Below are 17,576 nucleotides of genomic sequence, written 5' to 3'. Positions count from 1 at the left end.
CCATGGCGGTCACCCAGGACGGGCCGCTGCTCGACGACGCGGCGGGCCGCCTCATCCGCCCCTACACGGTGAGCAACGGCCGTACCCGTCCCACGGCCGTGCTCGATCTGCTGTCCCTGGTGATGGCCACCGGGAGCGTTCCGCAGACCCACCTCGGCCCCGAGCACTCGGTGGCCCTGGGCCTCTGCGAGGGCCCCACCTCGGTGGCCGAGATCGCCGCACATCTGCGGCTGCCCGCCGTCGTGACCAAGGTCCTCCTCTCCGACCTGGTCGACTGCGGCGCCGTCACGGCCCACGCGCCCGCCTTCCAAGACACGCCCACCGACCGACATCTGCTGGAGGCAGTGCTCGATGGCTTACGACGACAGCTCTGACGGCTACGGCTACCCGGACGGCTCCGGCTATGGCTACGGCTACGCGGACGACGGCTCCGGCAGCGGGTACGGGCAGGACACCGCCACCGCCGAGTACGCCGCCCCGCAGGCCGCGCCCGAGGGCTTCCCCGTCGCGTTGAAGGTGCTGGTCGCCGGCGGATTCGGGGTCGGCAAGACGACGTTCGTCGGCGCCGTCAGCGAGATCGCGCCGCTGAGCACGGAGGAGCTGCTGACCCAGGCGAGCGCCGCGACCGACAGCCTGGAGGGCGTCGAGTCGAAGACCTCCACCACCGTGGCGATGGACTTCGGCCGCATCACGCTGGACGAGCAGCACGTGCTGTACCTGTTCGGCACACCGGGCCAGGAGCGTTTCTGGTTCATGTGGGACGAGCTCTCGCAGGGCGCGCTGGGCGCGGTCGTGATCGCCGACACCCGCCGGCTGGAGGAGTGCTTCGCGGCCGTCGACTTCTTCGAGCGGCGCGGCATCGGGTTCGTCGTCGCCGTCAACGAGTTCGACGGTGCCTACCGCTACGGCCCCGAGGAGGTCCGCGCCGCGCTCGACCTGTCACCGGAGGTGCCGGTCGTGCTGTGCGACGCCCGCATCGCCAGCTCCGGCACCGGCACGCTGGTGACGCTGGTCCAGCACCTCATCAACGCCACCGACGACGCCGTGCCGCTCCCCGGGCACGCCGGATTCGGGGCCCTGTCGTGATCCCGCGCCCCGTCGGGCGGCTGCTGCTGACCCCCGTGGACAGCGAGGCGCCCGCCCGCACCCGTCGGCTGCGCAGTCTCGGCCTGGGGGAGCGGGAGGACGCCTCGTTCGACAACTTCGACGCCTTCGCCGACCGGGTGGCCGAAGTGACGGACGTGCCGTTCTCGATGGTCAACTTCATCGACGGGAACCGGCAGTTCTACGCCGGACTGCACACCCCCGCCGGGACCCGCAAGGGCTCCGACCTGGGGGCCACCGCGGCGGGCAGTGGCCGCAGCGACCGGTACGTGGCCCTCGACCACGGCTACTGCCCGCACGTGGTCGTCCGGCGCAAGGCGCTGGTCCTGGAGGACGTCTGCGACTACCCGCGCTTCGCGGGCAACCCGGTCGTGGACGACATAGGCATCCGCTCCTACCTGGGGGCACCGCTCATCGACCGCACCGGGATCGCCCTGGGCGCCGTCTGCGCCGTGGACACCGTGCCCCGCCCCTGGGGAAGGGCGGGGCTCGACACCATCAAGTCGCTGGCGAGGGAGCTCGTCGGCCATCTCGACCGCAGGGAGGACCACGCCCCCCGCTTCTGATCAGACCTCGACCGTGCGGCCGTCCAGGAAGTCCAGCGTCACCGCGTCCCCGGACACCCGGACCCGTACGGCCGAGCGCAGCGCCTCCGGATGGACGCCGTCCCGGGACAGCACCACGAGCGTGACATGGACGGCGACACCGCCTGGATGGGGAGCGCCGCGCAGATACGGGACCGCCGAGTGCGGTCCGTACGCGTTGGCCTCGACGTCCCGCGCCACCTCGGCGTCCTCGGGCCCGCCGTCCCAGCCGTACAGCCCGACCACCGCGCTGGACAGGCCGTCGGCGGTGCGGGCGAGCGCCCAGCCGGGACCCGAGGCGGCGAACGGGCTCGTCCGGTGCGCGACGGCATGGCCGCCCTCCCGGACCACCGCGCCCTCGGGCGCCTCGACCCGGTGCACCCGGATCTCCCACGGCCCGTGCAGCACGCTCGTCGTGGAGATCCGGTGGGCGCGCTCGTCGCCCGGCAGCCGGGCCGCCGACCAGGACGCGGCGAGGCGGTCCTCGCAGCGCACCGGGTGGATGCGCACGCGCCGGGACGGGGTGCCGTCAGGGGCGAGCAGGGCCAGATGGTTGTCGATGTTCCGGGCGAAGGCGTGCGGCGCGGACTCCGGGGCGGTCGCCGTCGAGTACGCCAGCTTCGCGTAGTGCGGATCGTCGCCGTCGGCCCCCGCGTCCGGATCGGTGTCGCCCGCCTCCGGGAGGGGGTTGTGGTCACTGCCGTGGTTGACGAGCCGGACGATCCCGTCGTGCCGGGTGCCGTGCAGCAGCCAGCCCGGCGCCGGAAGCGCGGTGTACGTGTCGGACTCCTCGACGGGCAGCGGCAGTTCGCGCGCCGTCCACACCTCGTGGTCGGCCGGGAGCAGCAGCCCGAGGAAGCCCTTGCTCGCCCAGTACGGCGACGCCGGACCGGAGTACGGCTGTGTGGCGGGCAGGAACGTGTCGTACCAGCCGAGGGTCAGCAGCCCCCGTTCGTCGGGCACCCCGCGCTCCGTGAAGTGGCGCAGCGTCCCGGAGGCGAGGCGGCGGGTGAGCCCGGGGGCGAGCGGGGTGCAGTCCGCGAGGGCGCCCAGCCACACCGGGGCCAGCGCCGCGAAGCGGTAGCACAGTGACCGGCCCTGGTGGACCGGAGAGCCGTCCGCGCCGAAGAAGTGGGGGTAGTCCTCCAGGAACCGGCCGAGGCGTTCCCGGTAGACGGCGGCCCGGCCCCCGTCGCCGTCCGGGCCCGCGATCCGCGCCCACAGCAGCGGGTACAGATGCATGGCCCAGCCGATGTAGTAGTCGAAGTTGCGCCCGCTGCCGTCGCTGTACCAGCCGTCACCGACGTACCAGTCCTCGATCCTGTCGAGCCCGCCCTCGATGTCGGCCCGGCTGTACGGGGCACCGACCGACGCCAGGAACTGCTCCGACACCACCTGGAACAGCCGCCAGTTGTTGTCCCAGGTGCGTCCGCCGACGAAGCCGGAGAACCAGTCGGCCACCCGCTCCTGCACCCGCGCGTCGAGCCGGTCCCAGATCCACGGCCGGGTCTCGTGCAGCGCGATCGCGACCGACGCCGCCTCCACCAGCTGCTGCGAGCAGTCCGTGAGGCGCGGCCACGCCTCACCGCTCGCCGGGTCCGTCCCGGCGGCGAGTCCCGCCGCGTACCGCTCGGTCAGCGCGGGGTCGACCGCCCCGCCCGCGCCCGCGATCCGGAACGCGGCCAGCAGGAACGACCGGGCGTAACCCTCCAGCCCGTCCGACACGACACCGGACCAGCTGTTCCGGCCGGGCAGCCGGTACTGGGCGAAGCCCGGTGTCGCGTACGGCGTCAGCGCGTCCAGCATCCGGTCGGCGGTCACCTCCCAGTGGGCCCGGGTCCAGCCGGTGCGGGAGGACAGAATCCGGTCGGTGGGCGGCAGGTGCAGATGCGGGGCGACGGACATGGCGGTGGTGCTCCTGGTGTGTGCGGGGGCTATCGGACGAGTTCGGCGCGGTGGGTGTGGCCCCGGGAGCCGCCGACGGCGACGGTGAGCGACGGCCGGCGCCCGGGGACGAGTCCGACGGTGTCGTCGGCCTCGACCACCCCGCGCACGGTGAACGGCAGGCCGACCGTGACGGAGGCCCCCGTCCGGCCCGGGTCGGCGACCGCCACGGACACCCGCGCCCCCCGCCGCCGCACCAGGACCGTCGCGGGACCGGACGCGGTGATGCCCGCGGCCGTACCGGCGGTCCAGAAGTGCACGGCAGTCAGGCCGGTCCTGCGGTCCTCCACCGCCTGGGCGGTGGTGTCGTTGGCGAGGACGCGCACCGGCCGGGACGCAGACCAGACGGCGGTCGCCGCCGCTGAGGCACCGGGCAGCAGCACATAGGCGTAGTCGGCGCCGTCGGGCGAGGGGCCGTGGTCGAGCCAGAGGGTGAGATACCGGCGGGTGACGGGGTCCGTGCTGCCGCCGGTGTCCGCGCCCGTGTCGATGGCCCGCCAGGAGCCGGTGCGCTCCTCGCGCAGGCTGCGCAGGGCGGCCCCGCCCGGCAGCACATAGCCGCCGACCCCCTCGATGTGCGCCCAGCGGGCCCGCTCGGGGGCGCCGGTCCCCGGGCATGGCACGCCGTCCACGAGCAGCCGGTGGCGGCCGTCCGCGCCCAGGTTGCGGTTTTCGACGACCGTCTCGACCGGGTGACCGCCGTCCGAGGTGATGCCCGCGCCGAGCGCCACGACGGTGTTGTCGAACAGGAACCACGCCTTCCTGGCCCGCAGGCTGCTGCCCGGGGCGCCGATCAGCTCCATCGCGGCGGCGCCGTACCGGCCGTCCAGCGCCGCGCCGCCCGCCACCGCGTTCGGCGGCCGGTAGGTGGAGGTGCCGGCGCCGGTGCCGAGGTCCTCGCGCGGGCGGGTGTCGACCGTGGTGCCCGGCAGGCGGTACGGGTCGACGGTCGGCCAGAAGCCGTCGTTGTACTGCCCGAGGTCGTCGCCGTCGTACAGGTACGTCATGCCGTCGCCGGTGTACCAGCCGTGCAGGTTCTCGCCGTTGCCCGCCTCGTACGCGGAGATCCGCTTCGAGGACAGCGAGAGGGTGCAGGCCCAGCCGGGACGGCGGTGGACGACGCGGTCCATGTCGGCGAAGACGGAACAGCCCGTGGTACGCGGTGCGGGCCGGACCTCGCCGTCGGCCAGCACCGCCTTGGCCAGCGCGAGTTGGGGCAGCGTCGCCAAGGAGGTGAACGGGGTGGTGCGGTTGCGGGTGAGCCAGCCCTTCACCAGCGCACGCCACCGTTCCGCCGGACCGGCGGGGGCGCCCGTCGCCAGGAGCAGGATCGCGGCGACGGCCGCCGCCCCGTCGCGGTGGTCGCCCGCCCGCTCCCGGGAGACGGCCCGGCCGCGCACCGCGTCCATCATCAGCCCGTCGAAGATCACCGGGACGAAGCTCCGCTCCACGGCCTCGTACATCACCGACACCGCCGGGTCCGTCACCGCCCACGCGGAGCCGGCCAGGAGCGAGAGCAGCCAGGCGGCGCCGCCGAGCAGGACGGTGCCGTAGGACCCGGTGTACGCCACCACCGAGTGCTGGACGAACGAGCCGTCCTCGTAGAACCCGTCACCCGAGGTCGTATAGCGGAAGAGGCTGTTGCGGCCCGCGTCGCGTACGTCGGAGAGCGCGTCGCGGGCGGACGCCATCTTGTCGGCGTTTGTGCCGAGCAGGCCGCGCAGCGCCACGATCACCGCCTTGTCGGTGCGGTTGGCGCCGGTCTCCGGCAGCGTGGGGGAGTTGGTCCGGCGGTCGGCGTCCGGGCAGAACCGGTCCACGACCGCGAGGTAGTCCGCGAGATCGGCGGCCGGCAGCCGCTCGCGCAGCAGGACGCAGCAGTCCATCAGCGCGCGCGGCGCGCCGATCTCCCAGAACCACCAGTTGCCGGTCTCGCGCGCCGAGGGATGGTAGGCCGTGTCGTGCGCGAACCGCAGCGCCCCCAGCAGCACGTCGGCCGTCTCCCCGCTTCCGGAGAGCGCGGTGCCGGGCGTGGCCCACGCGACGGCGAGCGTCCGCAGCCGGGTGTAGCTCTGGCCGAAGTTACCCGGTTCGGTGAGCGGTGCCAGATCGGGCCACAACGCGGTCCGACCGGCCGTCCGGTCCAGGGTGTCCCACAGTGCGCCCGCCGCGCCGTCCAGTGCGGCGACGCCGGCGGCGAAGTCGGGGTCCGAGGGGTCGAACGCGCCGCCGGTCAGCAGGGCCTCGGCCCGTCCCAGGAGGACGTCGAAATCGTCGATCGGCTCCTCCTCGGCCGCTCCGGTCCGCGCCGCCCCGGCCGGACCCGTCGTGAGGACCGCCGACGCCGTGGCGCCGCCCGCGGCGAGAAGGGCCCTTCTGCTCAGTCGCATGATGCCTCCCTTGCGCGTTGTCGTGGTCTCAGTCGGAAAGCGTGCTCGGGTCGACGGGCGGCCGGGGGAGACGCAGCGCGGCGAGCTCGGCGCGGCCCGTCGCGTCGATGGGGAAGGCCCAGGTGTGCACGAAGAAGTCCGTCAGGTCGTAGCCCGCGATCCGGCTGGAGTAGGTGGCCAGCGCCCGGTAGCGCCTGGCGTCCTCGGTGTAGTGGGACTGCGGGTTCTCCTCGCGCACCAGCTTGTGCAGCCGCGGCCAGAAGTCCTCCCCGAAGGCCAGTTCCAGCTGGCGCAGCGGCACCAGCTTCTCGTACGCCCCGAACGACTTCTCGTACGACAGGCCGGCCGTCCCGAACTTCGCCCGGGAGCTCTGGAAGACGGTGAGCCCGGTCGCCGGGTCCACGGTGAGCAGGTTCGACGGCTGCTCCAGGGTGCGCTGCGCGGCGAGCGAGTAGATGTTCACGGTGACCTCGGTGAGGCCGCCCGGCTTGTACGCCATCTGCTGATGGAGGTGACCGAGTTCGTGGTACAGCCCCCAGCCCCGGGTGCGCAGGCCCTCGACGGTGGTGGCCCGGTCCAGGTAGGCGCGCGGGAAGCCGTTGTAGCCGTGCGTGGCGTAGGCGCCGACGCCGGAGGGCACCTTGCTGACCTCGGTGAAGTGGTACGGCCCCGCCTTGCGCCGGTGTACCGGCCCGGAGCCGTCGAGGCCGCTGATCCGGGCGTGCGAGTCGATGACGGTCTCGATCAGCCGGAGCAGCGCCGCGTGGTCCTCGTCGCGGTACAGCAGGGCGCCCTCGCGGGTCAGCGTCATGATCGTGTGCGGGGCGTGCAGCTCCACCCACGGCGACTCGGTCAGCGTGTCCAGCTGCCGCTGGTAGTCGGCCTCGCCGGTCCGGCCCAGCGCGAAGACGGGCATGCGGACCGCGCCGGACCTGAAGAGCACGCCCGCGCGCTCACCGCGCCCGGTGAGAGTCAGGTACACCGGGCCGCCGTACGGGTCGGTCACCGTGTTGGCGCCGGCGGTCAGCGGGTAGCCGCGCGGTTCGGTGATCTCGCCGTAGTAGTCCCAGGCGCCGATCCACAGCGTGGGCACGAGGCCGTCGTACGCCTGGACGGTCAGCGAGAGCGGGGTGCCCGCGGGCGCGTACAGGCCGGTCGGCTGGAACTCCGAACCGCGCAACGCCTGGGCGAGGCGCAGCCGTTCGGCCTCGGCGCCGGGGCGTCCGGTGACGGTCACCGAGACGGGGGCACCGGCGGGCCGGCCGGTCGCGGGCCGGGCCTGGGCGGCGGTGGCGGTGAGGCCGAGGGCCGCCGCGGCTCCGACGCCCGCAGCGGCGCCGAGGAGGGCGCGGCGGCCCACGGAGGAGGACTCAGGGGCGGGGGAGGCGGCCGGGGTGACGGACGGGGTCGGCTTGCGCATGCGGAACTCTCCCTGCGGTCGGGAACGAGGGGCGGAGTCGTGCGGAACGGTGGGGGTGCGCCGTCAGCATGTAAGCGGTTGCTGTCGAGCCGCAAGAGGGGTCGGGAAGTTACTGTGATTTTCTATGGCCAACTGCGGACAGGCAGGAAGTAACCGGTCACTTCCGCAGCGGTCTGCCGGACCGGGGCGCCACGGAATCGCGTACCACGATGTGCGTGCCGAGCCGCAGGGCCCCGGTGGTCGGCTCCCGCCAGTCGTCCTCGTCCCCGCCGGACACGGCGAGCCGGACCGCCTGCCGGCCCATCTCCTCCAGCGGCACATGGACGGTGGTCAGCCGGGGGCGCAGCTCCTGGGCGACCGGGATGTCGTCGTACCCCACCAGCGAGACGTCCGTGGGCACCCGGACGCCCGCCTCCTCCAGCGCCTGTGCCGCACCGGCCGCGACCATGTCGTTGGCCGCGAAGACTGCGGTGAACTCCGGCCCGTCCCGCAGGAGTTCGGCCATCCTGCGGTACCCGAAGCCACGGCTGAAGGCGCCCGGCTGGGCCAGCTCGGGATCGACGGGGACGCCCCGCAGCTCCAGGGCGCGGCGGTGCCCGGCGAGCCGGTCGCGGGTGGTGGAGAGCTTGGGCGGACCGCCGAGGTAGAGGATGCGCTCGTGGCCCTGCATCAGCAGGTGGTCGGTGATCGCGAAGGCGCCGCCCTCGTTGTCGTACTCCACGGCGGCGGTCGGCGCGGACTCGCCGAGCGGGGGCCGGCCGCACAGGACCAGCTTCGAGCCGCCCGCGTCCAGTTCGCGCGCCCGGCGGGCCAGCTCCGAGGTGTAGCCGCGGTCCGCGATGGAGCCGCCGACGACCACGACCGCGTCCGCCCGGCGCTCGTGCATCAGGTCGATGAAGGCCAGTTCGCGCTGCGGGTCGCCCTGGGTGCAGCAGACCAGGCAGAGCCGTCCGCCGAGCGCCGCCTCCCGCTCCACACCGCGCGCGATGTACGCGTAGAAGGGGTCGATGACCTCGTTGACGATGATGCCCACGGTGCGGTTGGAGACGCCGGCCAGGGCGCGGGCGTGCGCGTTGACCACGTAGCCGAGCTCGCGCATGGCGGACTCGACGCGTTCCCGGGTGGCGTCGGCGACGGGGTAGTTGCGGTTCAGGACGCGTGAGACGGTGGCCGTCGAGACGCCCGCGCGCCGGGCCACGTCGGTGACCGTCGCCCGCCGCTGTCCGTCCCCGGCCGTGCTCTGCCGGCGCATCCGGCTCACCCCCTGAAGGCTGTTGTGTGACGACGAGCCTAGTGCCGTGGCGGGCCCCGCCGGCCCCGGAACCGGAGCCCGCGGCGGAAGGGCGGTCACGCGATCCGTCCCAGGTCGGCCCGGTGCACCGGGTGCCCGAACGGCTCGCCCCGCGCGTACCGTGCCAGCTCGTCCACGGCGAGCGCGCCGAGCCGGCCCACCTCGTTGCCCTGGGCGCCCGCGAGGTGCGGGGTCAGGAACACGTTGGGCAGGTCCCACAGGGGGTGGCCGGCCGGCAGCGGTTCGGGCGAGGTCACGTCGAGGACCGCGTCGAGCCGGCCGTCGACCAGGTGCCCGGTCAGCGCCTCGGTGTCCACGAGCGGGCCGCGCGCGGTGTTGACGAGCAGCGTCCCGGGCCGCATCAGGCCGATCCGGCGGGCGTCGATCAGGTGCCGGGTCTCGGGCGTGTCCGGGGCGTGCAGGGTCACCACGTCGCTCGTCGCCACGAGGGTGTCCAGGTCGACCGGGGTCACCCCGAGGAGGACGGCCTCGGCGGCGCCGACGTAGGGGTCGTGGAGCAGGACCTCCGCGTCCAGCACCGTCCGCAGCAGTTGGATCACACGGCGCCCGATGCGGGAGGCGCCGACCACGCCGACGGTCAGCCCATGGGTGCCGAGCCAGTGGTGGCGGTCCAGGTCGGCGGCGGTGCGATGGGTGCGGCGGGTCCGGTAGAGGCCCGCGAGCGGGAAGACGCGTTTGGCGCCCATGATGATCGCGGCGAGGGTGTACTCGGCCACCGGCACGGCGTTGGCCGCGGCGGCCGACGAGACGACGATCCCGCGGTCGAAGGCGGCCGGCGACAGGAACGTCTTCACCGTGCCCGCCGCGTGGACGACGGCCCGCAGTGCGGGCGCCCGGTCCAGCAGGGGCGGGCCCACGGGCGGACAGCCCCAGCCGGTCAGCAGCACCTCCGCCTCGGACAGCGCCCGGGCGGCGGCCGGGGAGTCGAACTCGCTGACCACCGCCGGATCGAGCAGTTCGGCGGTCTCCTCGAGACGTGACCGGACGGCGGGCGGGAAGACGTCGTCCAGCAGTCCCGTGCTCATGACCAGAACCGTGCGCGGCCGCCGTCCGGGCGGCTCCGCTGCCTCGGTACCGGAACGGGCCGGTGCCTCTTCGGTGGTTCGCACCCTGCCTCCGGATAGTAATCGTGTTCTATCGAGTGACCGGCACGCTAAGGAGGTCGACGGCCGACCGTCAAGCGAGCGACCTGCCCCAATGAGTCGTTGAGGGCGGTTTATTGGCCTTTGCCGCCCAGGAATTCGCCCCGAAGGGCGACGGTCGGCGAAGACGTTCACCCGGATCTCTTGACGCTTGGGTTAACCGCTTACTAACTTGCCGCCGCAGAAGGCACACCACGCGCCACCCAGCCGAACAGGACCCACCATGGCTGACACAGCACCCCCGCTGCCGCGCGAAAAGCGGCGAACGCGGCGAAAGCAGGCCGAGGAGCCTGCCCCGCCGTCCGGCCAGGCCCTCGCCGCCCCGCACCGGCTCACACTCGGACAGCGCCTCAAACGCGACCGGGTGATGCTGCTGCTCACCCTGCCCGGCCTGCTCTACTTCATCGTCTTCCACTACGTGCCGCTGCTCGGCTACGTGGTGGCGTTCCAGGACTACCAGCCGTACCTCGGATACATGCACAGCGTCTGGGTCGGCTTCGCCAACTTCTCCGCGGCGTTCGGCGAACCGGCGTTCTGGAGCGCGACGTTCAACACCCTGGAGATCGCCCTCGTCCAGCTGGTGTTCTTCTTCCCGGTGCCCATCGCCCTGGCCCTGCTGCTCAACAGCATCGCCAGCGACCGCATCCGGCGCTTCGTGCAGAGCGTCGTCTATCTGCCGCACTTCATCGGCTGGGTCATCATCGTCTCGATCTTCCAGCAGATCCTGGGCGGCGCCGGCGTGCTGCCCGACGTCCTCGGCGGTCTAGGCCTGCCCCGCTACGACATGATGAGCGACCCGGACGCCTTCCCCTGGCTGCTCACCCTCCAGGTGGCCTGGAAGGACGCCGGCTGGGGCACGATCATCATCCTCGCCGCGCTCCTCAACATCGACCGGCAGCAGTACGAGGCCGCCGCGATCGACGGAGCCGGGCCCCGGCGCCGCCTGTGGCACGTGACGCTGCCGGGCATCGCCCCCGTACTCATCCTGCTGCTCATCCTCAACCTCGGGCAGATCCTCTCCGTCGGCTTCGAGCAGATCCTCCTCCAGCGCGACGCGGTCGGCCCGGACGCCGGTGAGGTGCTCGACACCTACGTCTACTACCACGGCATCAGGGACAACGACTGGGGCGTCGCCGCCGCCGTCGGACTCGTCAAGGCGGTCATCGGCACCGCACTCGTGCTGGGCGCCAACAAGTTCGCCCACCGACTCGGCCACGAAGGGGTGTACCGCGGTGCTGACCGCTGAGAAGACCCGCGCCACGGCCCGGACCACCGGCCCGCAGACCCCGCCCGCTCCCGCCCGCGAGTCCGACGGCCGTCCGCCGTGGATGGAGCGCCCGACCCGCATCGGGCAGACCGCGAAGGCCGTCGCCGTCGTCGTGGTCGTCCTCGCCGTCGCGTACCCCCTCGTGGGCGTCATCGGGACGAGCTTCGCCTCGCAGACCGACATCATCAGGAGCTCCGGCCTCGTCCTGTGGCCGGACCACCCCACCCTCGACGCCTACCGCACGATCTTCACCGGCGGCGTCGTCAGCCGGGCCCTCGTCGTGTCCGTGGGCATCACCGTGTTCGGCACCCTCGCCAGTCTGCTCGTCACCGTCGGCATGGCGTACGGACTCTCCCGCCGCGAGGTCACCGGCTCCCGCTTCATCCTGATGACGGCCCTGTTCACCATGCTGTTCAACGCCGGCATCATCCCGAACTTCCTGCTGGTCAAGGGGCTCGGCCTGTACGACACCTACGCGGCGCTGGTCATGCCGACCCTGGTCAGCGCCTTCAACCTGGTCGTCCTGCGGTCCTTCTTCATGAACCTGCCGGAAGAGCTGTACGACGCGGCGAAGGTGGACGGCGCCGGCGACTTCCGCATCCTGGTCCGCATCGTCCTGCCGCTGTCCAAGGCCGTCCTCGCGGTCATCAGCCTCTTCTACGCGGTGACGTACTGGAACGCCTTCTTCAACTCGCTCCTGTACCTCAACGACTCCGACAAGTGGCCGCTGCCCATGGTGCTGCGGACCTACGTCCTCCAGGGCCAGAGCCTCGACGCCGCGTCGGCCGGCGAGGTGCTCGCCCCGCAGCAGGCCGTGCAGATGGCGGTCCTGGTGATCGCGGTCGTCCCGATCCTCTGCGTCTACCCGTTCCTTCAGCGCTACTTCACCAAGGGCGTGCTCACCGGAGCCGTCAAGGGCTGAGCGCAGCCGCCGCCCCCCGCTCCCTCCCCTCCCTCTTCCAAGGAGATCCAGGTGTCGAGCTCCACCCCCATCAACCGCAGAGCGCTCTTCCGACTGGGCGCCGGTGTCGGCCTCGGACTGGCCGCCGCCCCGCTGCTCACCGCCTGCGGCGACGGCGGCACGACCGCGAAGGCCGAGGCGAAGAGCGCGTCGCTGCTCCCGCACAGCGCCGTCCGCAACATCGGGCTCAAGCCCGACCTGGAGGGCACCGCGGCCGGTGTCCCGCAGGGCTTCTTCAGCTACCCGGCCGAGCCGCTGCGGGCCACGAAGGGCACTCCGCTCAAGGGCGCGAAGACGATCAGCGCCACGATGGAGACCTTCTCGCCGCCACCGCCCTCGCGCGGCAAGAACGCGGCCTGGCAGGAGATCGAGAAGCTGCTCGGCGCCCGGGTGGACATCACCGGTGTGCCCTCCGACGACTACAGCACCAAGTTCTCCACGATGGTCGCGAGCGACAGCCTGCCCGACCTCTTCATGTACCCGGAGAGCGGCGGCGTCGACAACAAGGCCGCCTTCCTCCAGGCCAAGTGCGCCGACCTCACCCCGCACCTCTCCGGTGACGCGGTCAAGGACTACCCCAACCTTGCCGCCATACCGGAGGCCGCCTGGCAGGGCGCGATCTTCGGCGGCAAGCTCTACGGCATCCCGATCGCCCGCTCCGGAACCGGCGGCGCCGGCTTCTACCGCCACGACCTGTTCGAGGAGGTCGGTGTCACCAGCCTGGACCAGATCACCGACCTGGACCGGTTCGTGGAGGTCTGCAAGGAGCTGACCCGGCCCGCGAAGGACCAGTACGCGATCATCGCCGGGGCCACCACCGTCATCGCCATGTCCGCCGGAGCCCCCGCGTCCTGGCGGCTGGACGAGAAGACCGGCAGGTTCACCCTCGACCTGGAGACCCCGGAGTACCGCAAGGCGGTCGAGACGGCCCGGCTGCTGTACAAGGCCGGCTGCTACTACCCGGGCACCCTCCAGATGTCCGGGGCCCAGAAGGCCCAGTACACGGACATGTTCAAGAACGGCAAGGGCGCGTACGTCTACGACGGCATGCCCAGCTACCTGGCGCCCGGCGTCGGCTACGTCGCCACCATGAAGGCGATCGACGAGAAGTTCGACCCGCGCCCGTTCGTGCCCGTCGGCAAGGACGCCGTGACCTGGACGGACAACGTCGCGCTCCAGAACACGCACATCAGCAAGGCCTCCGGGGACCGGGTCCAGGAGATCCTGCGGTTCGCCGACTTCGCGGCGTCGCCCTTCGGCAGCCTGGAGTACACCCTCATCAACTACGGGGTCGAGGGCAAGGACTTCACCCGCGACGCCAAGGGCAACCCGGCCCTCACCAAGCAGGGCACCCAGGACGTCACCGTGCCCTGGAAGTTCGCCGCGTCCGCGGTCCCGGCGGTGTTCAGCGCCGACTCGGAGCAGGGCGTGCGCCACGTCCACGAGGCGTACACCAGGATGATCCCGATGATGGTCCCGGACGCGACGCTCCGGTACTCCTCGCCCACCTGGGACTCCAAGGGGTACGGCAGCCTCAGCACGCTCAAGGGCGACGTCATCAAGGACATCGTCGCCGGCCGCAAACCGATGTCGGCCTACGACCAGCTGGTCAAGGACTACCTGGCCAAGGGCGGCGAGAAGGCCCGCGGGGAGTTCGAGGACGCCTTCCAGAAGGGAAAGAAGTGACCACCCGGCGCACGCTCCTCGCAATCGGCGGCGCCGCGGTCGCGGCGGCCGCGACCGCCCCTGCCCTCGGCACCTCCGCCGCCGCCGCGGCGCACGGCTTCCACCCGGAGCCCGGCTCCGACGGCGTCGGCGACCCGCTCTTCCCGACCCTCGGCAACGGCGGCTACCAGGTCACCCACTACGACCTGACCTTCGACTTCACCCCGGTGACGTACGACTTCGCCGCCACGGTGAGGATCAGCGCCGCGGCCACCCAGGACCTGTCCGCCTTCAACCTCGACACCGACGGCCACACCATCGACGCCGTCACCGTCGCCGGCCGCCCCGCCACCTGGCGGCTCACCGCGGGCCGGAGCGGCCAGGAACTGACCGTCACCCCGGCCCGCCCCCTCCGCGCCCACCAGGCGTTCACCGTCGAGATCCGCTACCGGGGCAACGGCAAGGCGCCCCGGCTCGGCCTCACCGGCTGGCGGTTCGGCAGCGACGGCGGCTTCGCCTCGGCCGCCCAGTCCTCCCGCGCCGACACCTTCCTGCCCTGCAACGACACCCCCTCGGACAAGGCGACCTGGACCTTCCACATCAGCGCCCCCGAGGGCTTCGTCGCCACCGCGAACGGCGAGCTGACGCACCGTACCCGGCGCGCCGACGGCTCCACCGTCTGGCACTTCGCCCTCCGCGAGCGCATGGCCACGGAGCTGATCGGCATAGCCGTGGTCAAGGGCACCTACCTGTACGGCCACAGCCACCGCGGCCTGCCCCTGCGCCACATCGTGCCCCGGGGCCAGGAGGACACGTACGCCCCCGTCGTCGCCCGCACCGCCGACCATCTGGCCTGGTTGGAGGCGAAGTTCGGGCGCTACCCGTTCTCCGTCTACGGGGTGCACATCTACGACGGCTACACCGACGCGCTGGAGAACCAGACGCTCTCCCTCTTCGGCACCAACTGGTTCAAGCTCAACGCCCAGGGGCAGCCCGGCTACGAGACCACCATGGTCCACGAGCTCGTCCACCAGTGGTTCGGCGACTCCGTCACCCCGCACGACTGGCAGCAGGCGTGGCTCAACGAGGGCCCCGCCGTCTACTACGCCGGTCTGTACGGCGAGGAGCGCGGCTGGTCCGTCCTCGCGGACAAGATGAAGGCCACGTACGAGAAGCTCGACGCCGTCCGCGCCGCCGACGGCCCGCCCGGGCTGCCCAAGGCCCTCGGCGGCACCAACATCTACGACGGCGGCGCCCTCGTCCTCTACGCCCTGAACCGACGCATCGGCCGGCGCTCCTTCGACACCGTGATGCGCGAGTGGGTGAAGCGTTTCAAGGACTCCACGTACACCTCCGAGCAGTTCATCCGGCACACCGTCGACACCACCCGCGACCGCTCCCTCGACCCGTTCCTGCGCGACTGGCTCTTCGGAGCCGTCAACCCGCCCATGCCCGGCCACCCCGACTGGAAGGCCACCGCGTGAACCGCCGCCCCCTGAACGTCGTACGAGCCACCGCCGCAGCCGCCACCGCGGCCCTGCTGACCGCCCTGCTCGCCGCCCCGTCCGCCGGGGCCGCGCCCGCGACCCGCACCCTGTACGCCGCCCCGGACGGCCGCGGCTCCGCCTGCACCGCCGCCCGCCCCTGTGCCCCGGAGGCGGCCCGCGACCTGGCCCGCACCGAGCACCGCCGCACGGTCCGGGTCCTGCTGAAGGACGGCACCTACCGGCTCGACGCGCCCCTGGAGCTCGGCGCCGCCGACTCCGGCACCACCTGGGCAGCCGCCCCCGGCGCCCGCCCGGTGCTCTCCGGCGGCCGGGACCTCACCGGCTGGCGGAAGAACGCCGACGGCACCTGGACCGCCCCCGTCCCCGCCGGTGTCACCCCGCGCCAGCTCTTCGTCGACGGCCGCCGCGCGACCCGCGCCCGGGGCGAGGCGTGCGCCGCGAGCACCTGCGACGCCACCGCCGACGGCATGACCGGCGCCACCGCGACCGGCATCGACCGCTGGGCGCACCCCACGGACGCCGAGGCCGTCATCCGGGTCCGCTGGCGCAACTACCACTGCCGGATCGCGGGGGTCAGCGGCGACACCCTCACCTTCGCCCAGCCCTGCTGGACCAACTCCGCGAGCGGCACCGACCGCACCGGCCCCGCCTGGGACACCACCGCCGTCGACTCCACCCGCTACAGCGGCGTCGCGTTCTTCGAGAACGCCGCCGAACTCCTCGACGAACCGGGCGAGTTCGTGTGGAACTCCGCCGCCCGCACCGTCACCTACCTCCCGCGCGAGGGCGAGGACATGCGCCGCGCGCGGGCCGTCACCCCGCACACCGAACAGCTGCTCACCGTCGACGGCGCCCACGACCTCACGGTCAGCGGCATCGGCTTCGCGTACGCGGCCTACCGGCAGCCCGGCACCGACGAGGGCTACGCGGGCATGCAGGCCGGTCTCACCCTGACCGGAGCCACCGGTCCCGTCGATCACGCGGGCCGCTACTACACCAAACCGGCCGCCGCGCTCACCGTGCGCGGCGGCCGGCGGGTCACCGTCGACTCCGCGACCTTCACCCACCTCGGCGGCGCCGGAGCGATCCTGGAGGCCGGTTCCAAGGACAGCGCGCTCACCCGCTCCACCTTCACCGACCTCTCCTCGGGCGCCGTCTACGTCGGCGACACCGAGCCCCTGCCCGAGCCCGCACTCGCCGGGGAGCGCAACACCGTCGCGTACAACACCATCAGCCGCACCGGTGTCGAGTACACCGACGCGGTCGGCATCTGGGCCGGTTACGAGGCCGGGCTCACCGTCGACCACAACACCCTGGACCACCTCCCGTACTCGGCGATCTCCGTCGGCTGGGGCTGGAACCAGCCCGAGGCGCGGAAGTCCGTGCTCCGCGACAACAAGGTGACGGACAACCGCATCACCGACGTCATGGAGGTCGCCCGGCAGCAGCACGACGGCGGCGCCGTCTACACCCAGGGCGCCCAGCCCGGCACCGTCATCAGCGGCAACTACATCAACCGCTCCGCGTACGGGAACACCGAGCGCGACGGCAACGGCATCTACCTGGACGAGCAGTCCTCGTACATCACCGTCGAGAACAACGTGATCACCCGCATCGGCTACAAGTGGGTCTCCAACTGGGCGGACTACGGCATCCGGAACACCGCGCGCGGCAACTGGACCGACACCGCCGCCCCCGCGCTCGGCGGCACCGGCTCCGTCATGACCGGCAACCACACCGGTCTGGACCGCCTCCCGGCCGCCGCCCTCGCCGTCGCCGCCCGCGCCGGCGCCCACGGCGGGCCCGTCGAGCAGCTGCGTACCGACCTGGCGCGCACCGGCACGGCCACCCAGTCCTCGACGGACGGCACCGCCGCCGCCGCGCGCGCCCTGGACGCCGACACCAACACCGACACCCGCACCCTCGCCGAGCCCGGCGCCTGGTGGCAGGTGGACCTCGGAGCCACCCGGCACCTCCGCCAGGTCGAGGTCTGGAACGACGCCGCCACCACGACGGCCGACTTCGACATCGTCACCGACGACACCACGATCCACGTCAGCGGCAAGGCCCTGCGCCCCACCGTGGTGGACCTGGACAGCCGCAGCCGTACGGTCCGCATCGTGAAGACCGGCACGGGCCGGGTCGCCCTCTCCCAGGTGCTGATCCACTGAGCGTGCCCGGCGGAACACGGAGCGCGGCGAACGGGAAAGCGGTTCGTGACCACCCGATGAAGTGCGGTATTGTTCTCATGCGCGTTCGGCCAGGGGGAAACCCCAGGT

13 protein-coding genes are annotated in these 17,576 nt (G+C 72.6%); 8 read left to right on the top strand and 5 right to left on the bottom strand.

Annotation, left to right across the window (positions count from 1 at the left end; genetic code table 11):
• The first annotated feature begins 2 nt into the window (after nucleotides 1–2).
• The 3 genes from ACFUJY_RS27270 to ACFUJY_RS27260 are packed head-to-tail and all read left to right on the top strand — an operon-like array spanning nucleotide 3 to nucleotide 1,670.
• On the top strand, nucleotides 3–374 hold the full coding sequence (locus ACFUJY_RS27270; RefSeq protein WP_164403317.1) for a DUF742 domain-containing protein: 372 nt from the start codon (nucleotides 3–5) through the stop codon (nucleotides 372–374).
• Nucleotides 352–1,086: an ATP/GTP-binding protein gene (locus ACFUJY_RS27265; RefSeq protein WP_383304498.1), complete on the top strand. Its 735-nt coding sequence runs from the start codon at nucleotides 352–354 to the stop codon at nucleotides 1,084–1,086. The genes ACFUJY_RS27270 and ACFUJY_RS27265 overlap by 23 nt, the downstream gene beginning before the upstream one ends.
• A complete protein-coding gene (locus tag ACFUJY_RS27260; RefSeq protein WP_383304496.1) occupies nucleotides 1,083–1,670 on the top strand; it encodes a GAF domain-containing protein in 588 nt (195 codons plus the stop codon). Before ACFUJY_RS27265 ends, ACFUJY_RS27260 begins: the two co-directional genes overlap by 4 nt.
• Here ACFUJY_RS27260 and ACFUJY_RS27255 read toward each other — a convergent pair whose 3' ends face one another.
• The 5 genes from ACFUJY_RS27255 to ACFUJY_RS27235 form a co-directional block, all read right to left on the bottom strand.
• On the bottom strand, nucleotides 1,671–3,593 hold the full coding sequence (locus ACFUJY_RS27255; RefSeq protein ID WP_383304494.1) for a DUF2264 domain-containing protein: 1,923 nt from the start codon (nucleotides 3,591–3,593) through the stop codon (nucleotides 1,671–1,673).
• A 29-nt stretch (nucleotides 3,594–3,622) separates the two neighbouring features.
• Nucleotides 3,623–6,022, bottom strand: a complete 2,400-nt coding sequence (locus ACFUJY_RS27250; RefSeq protein ID WP_383304492.1) for a polysaccharide lyase 8 family protein — start codon at nucleotides 6,020–6,022, stop codon at nucleotides 3,623–3,625.
• A 28-nt stretch (nucleotides 6,023–6,050) separates the two neighbouring features.
• Nucleotides 6,051–7,442 carry a M60 family metallopeptidase gene (locus tag ACFUJY_RS27245; RefSeq protein ID WP_383304490.1) on the bottom strand — a complete coding sequence of 464 codons (1,392 nt, stop codon included), beginning with the start codon at nucleotides 7,440–7,442 and terminating at the stop codon, nucleotides 6,051–6,053.
• 157 nt (nucleotides 7,443–7,599) lie between these two features.
• On the bottom strand, nucleotides 7,600–8,694 hold the full coding sequence (locus ACFUJY_RS27240) for a LacI family DNA-binding transcriptional regulator (RefSeq protein ID WP_383304689.1): 1,095 nt from the start codon (nucleotides 8,692–8,694) through the stop codon (nucleotides 7,600–7,602).
• A gap of 95 nt (nucleotides 8,695–8,789) precedes the next feature.
• Complete coding sequence (locus ACFUJY_RS27235; RefSeq protein ID WP_383304489.1) at nucleotides 8,790–9,779, bottom strand: hydroxyacid dehydrogenase; 990 nt, start codon at nucleotides 9,777–9,779, stop codon at nucleotides 8,790–8,792.
• A gap of 340 nt (nucleotides 9,780–10,119) precedes the next feature.
• Here ACFUJY_RS27235 and ACFUJY_RS27230 point away from each other — a divergent pair, with 340 nt between their 5' ends.
• The 5 genes from ACFUJY_RS27230 (at nucleotide 10,120) to ACFUJY_RS27210 (ending at nucleotide 17,468) form a co-directional block, all read left to right on the top strand.
• Nucleotides 10,120–11,142, top strand: a complete 1,023-nt coding sequence (locus ACFUJY_RS27230; protein ID WP_383304487.1) for an ABC transporter permease — start codon at nucleotides 10,120–10,122, stop codon at nucleotides 11,140–11,142.
• Nucleotides 11,143–11,224: 82 nt separating this feature from the next.
• Nucleotides 11,225–12,085 (top strand): carbohydrate ABC transporter permease, encoded by an 861-nt coding sequence (locus ACFUJY_RS27225; protein WP_383304687.1) that lies wholly within the window; start codon nucleotides 11,225–11,227, stop codon nucleotides 12,083–12,085.
• A 51-nt stretch (nucleotides 12,086–12,136) separates the two neighbouring features.
• Nucleotides 12,137–13,810, top strand: coding sequence for an extracellular solute-binding protein (locus ACFUJY_RS27220; RefSeq protein ID WP_383304485.1), 1,674 nt, complete (start codon nucleotides 12,137–12,139; stop codon nucleotides 13,808–13,810).
• Nucleotides 13,807–15,273 (top strand): M1 family metallopeptidase, encoded by a 1,467-nt coding sequence (locus tag ACFUJY_RS27215; protein WP_383304483.1) that lies wholly within the window; start codon nucleotides 13,807–13,809, stop codon nucleotides 15,271–15,273. The genes ACFUJY_RS27220 and ACFUJY_RS27215 overlap by 4 nt, the downstream gene beginning before the upstream one ends.
• Nucleotides 15,270–17,468 (top strand): right-handed parallel beta-helix repeat-containing protein, encoded by a 2,199-nt coding sequence (locus ACFUJY_RS27210; RefSeq protein ID WP_383304481.1) that lies wholly within the window; start codon nucleotides 15,270–15,272, stop codon nucleotides 17,466–17,468. Before ACFUJY_RS27215 ends, ACFUJY_RS27210 begins: the two co-directional genes overlap by 4 nt.
• Nucleotides 17,469–17,576 lie beyond the last annotated feature (108 nt).

The organism is Streptomyces sp. NPDC057249, assembly GCF_042669245.1.
In the GTDB taxonomy this organism is placed as follows: Bacteria; Actinomycetota; Actinomycetes; order Streptomycetales; family Streptomycetaceae; genus Streptomyces.
The sequence above is the reverse complement of the archived record's forward strand: the minus strand, read 5'-3'. Positions and strand labels throughout refer to the sequence as shown.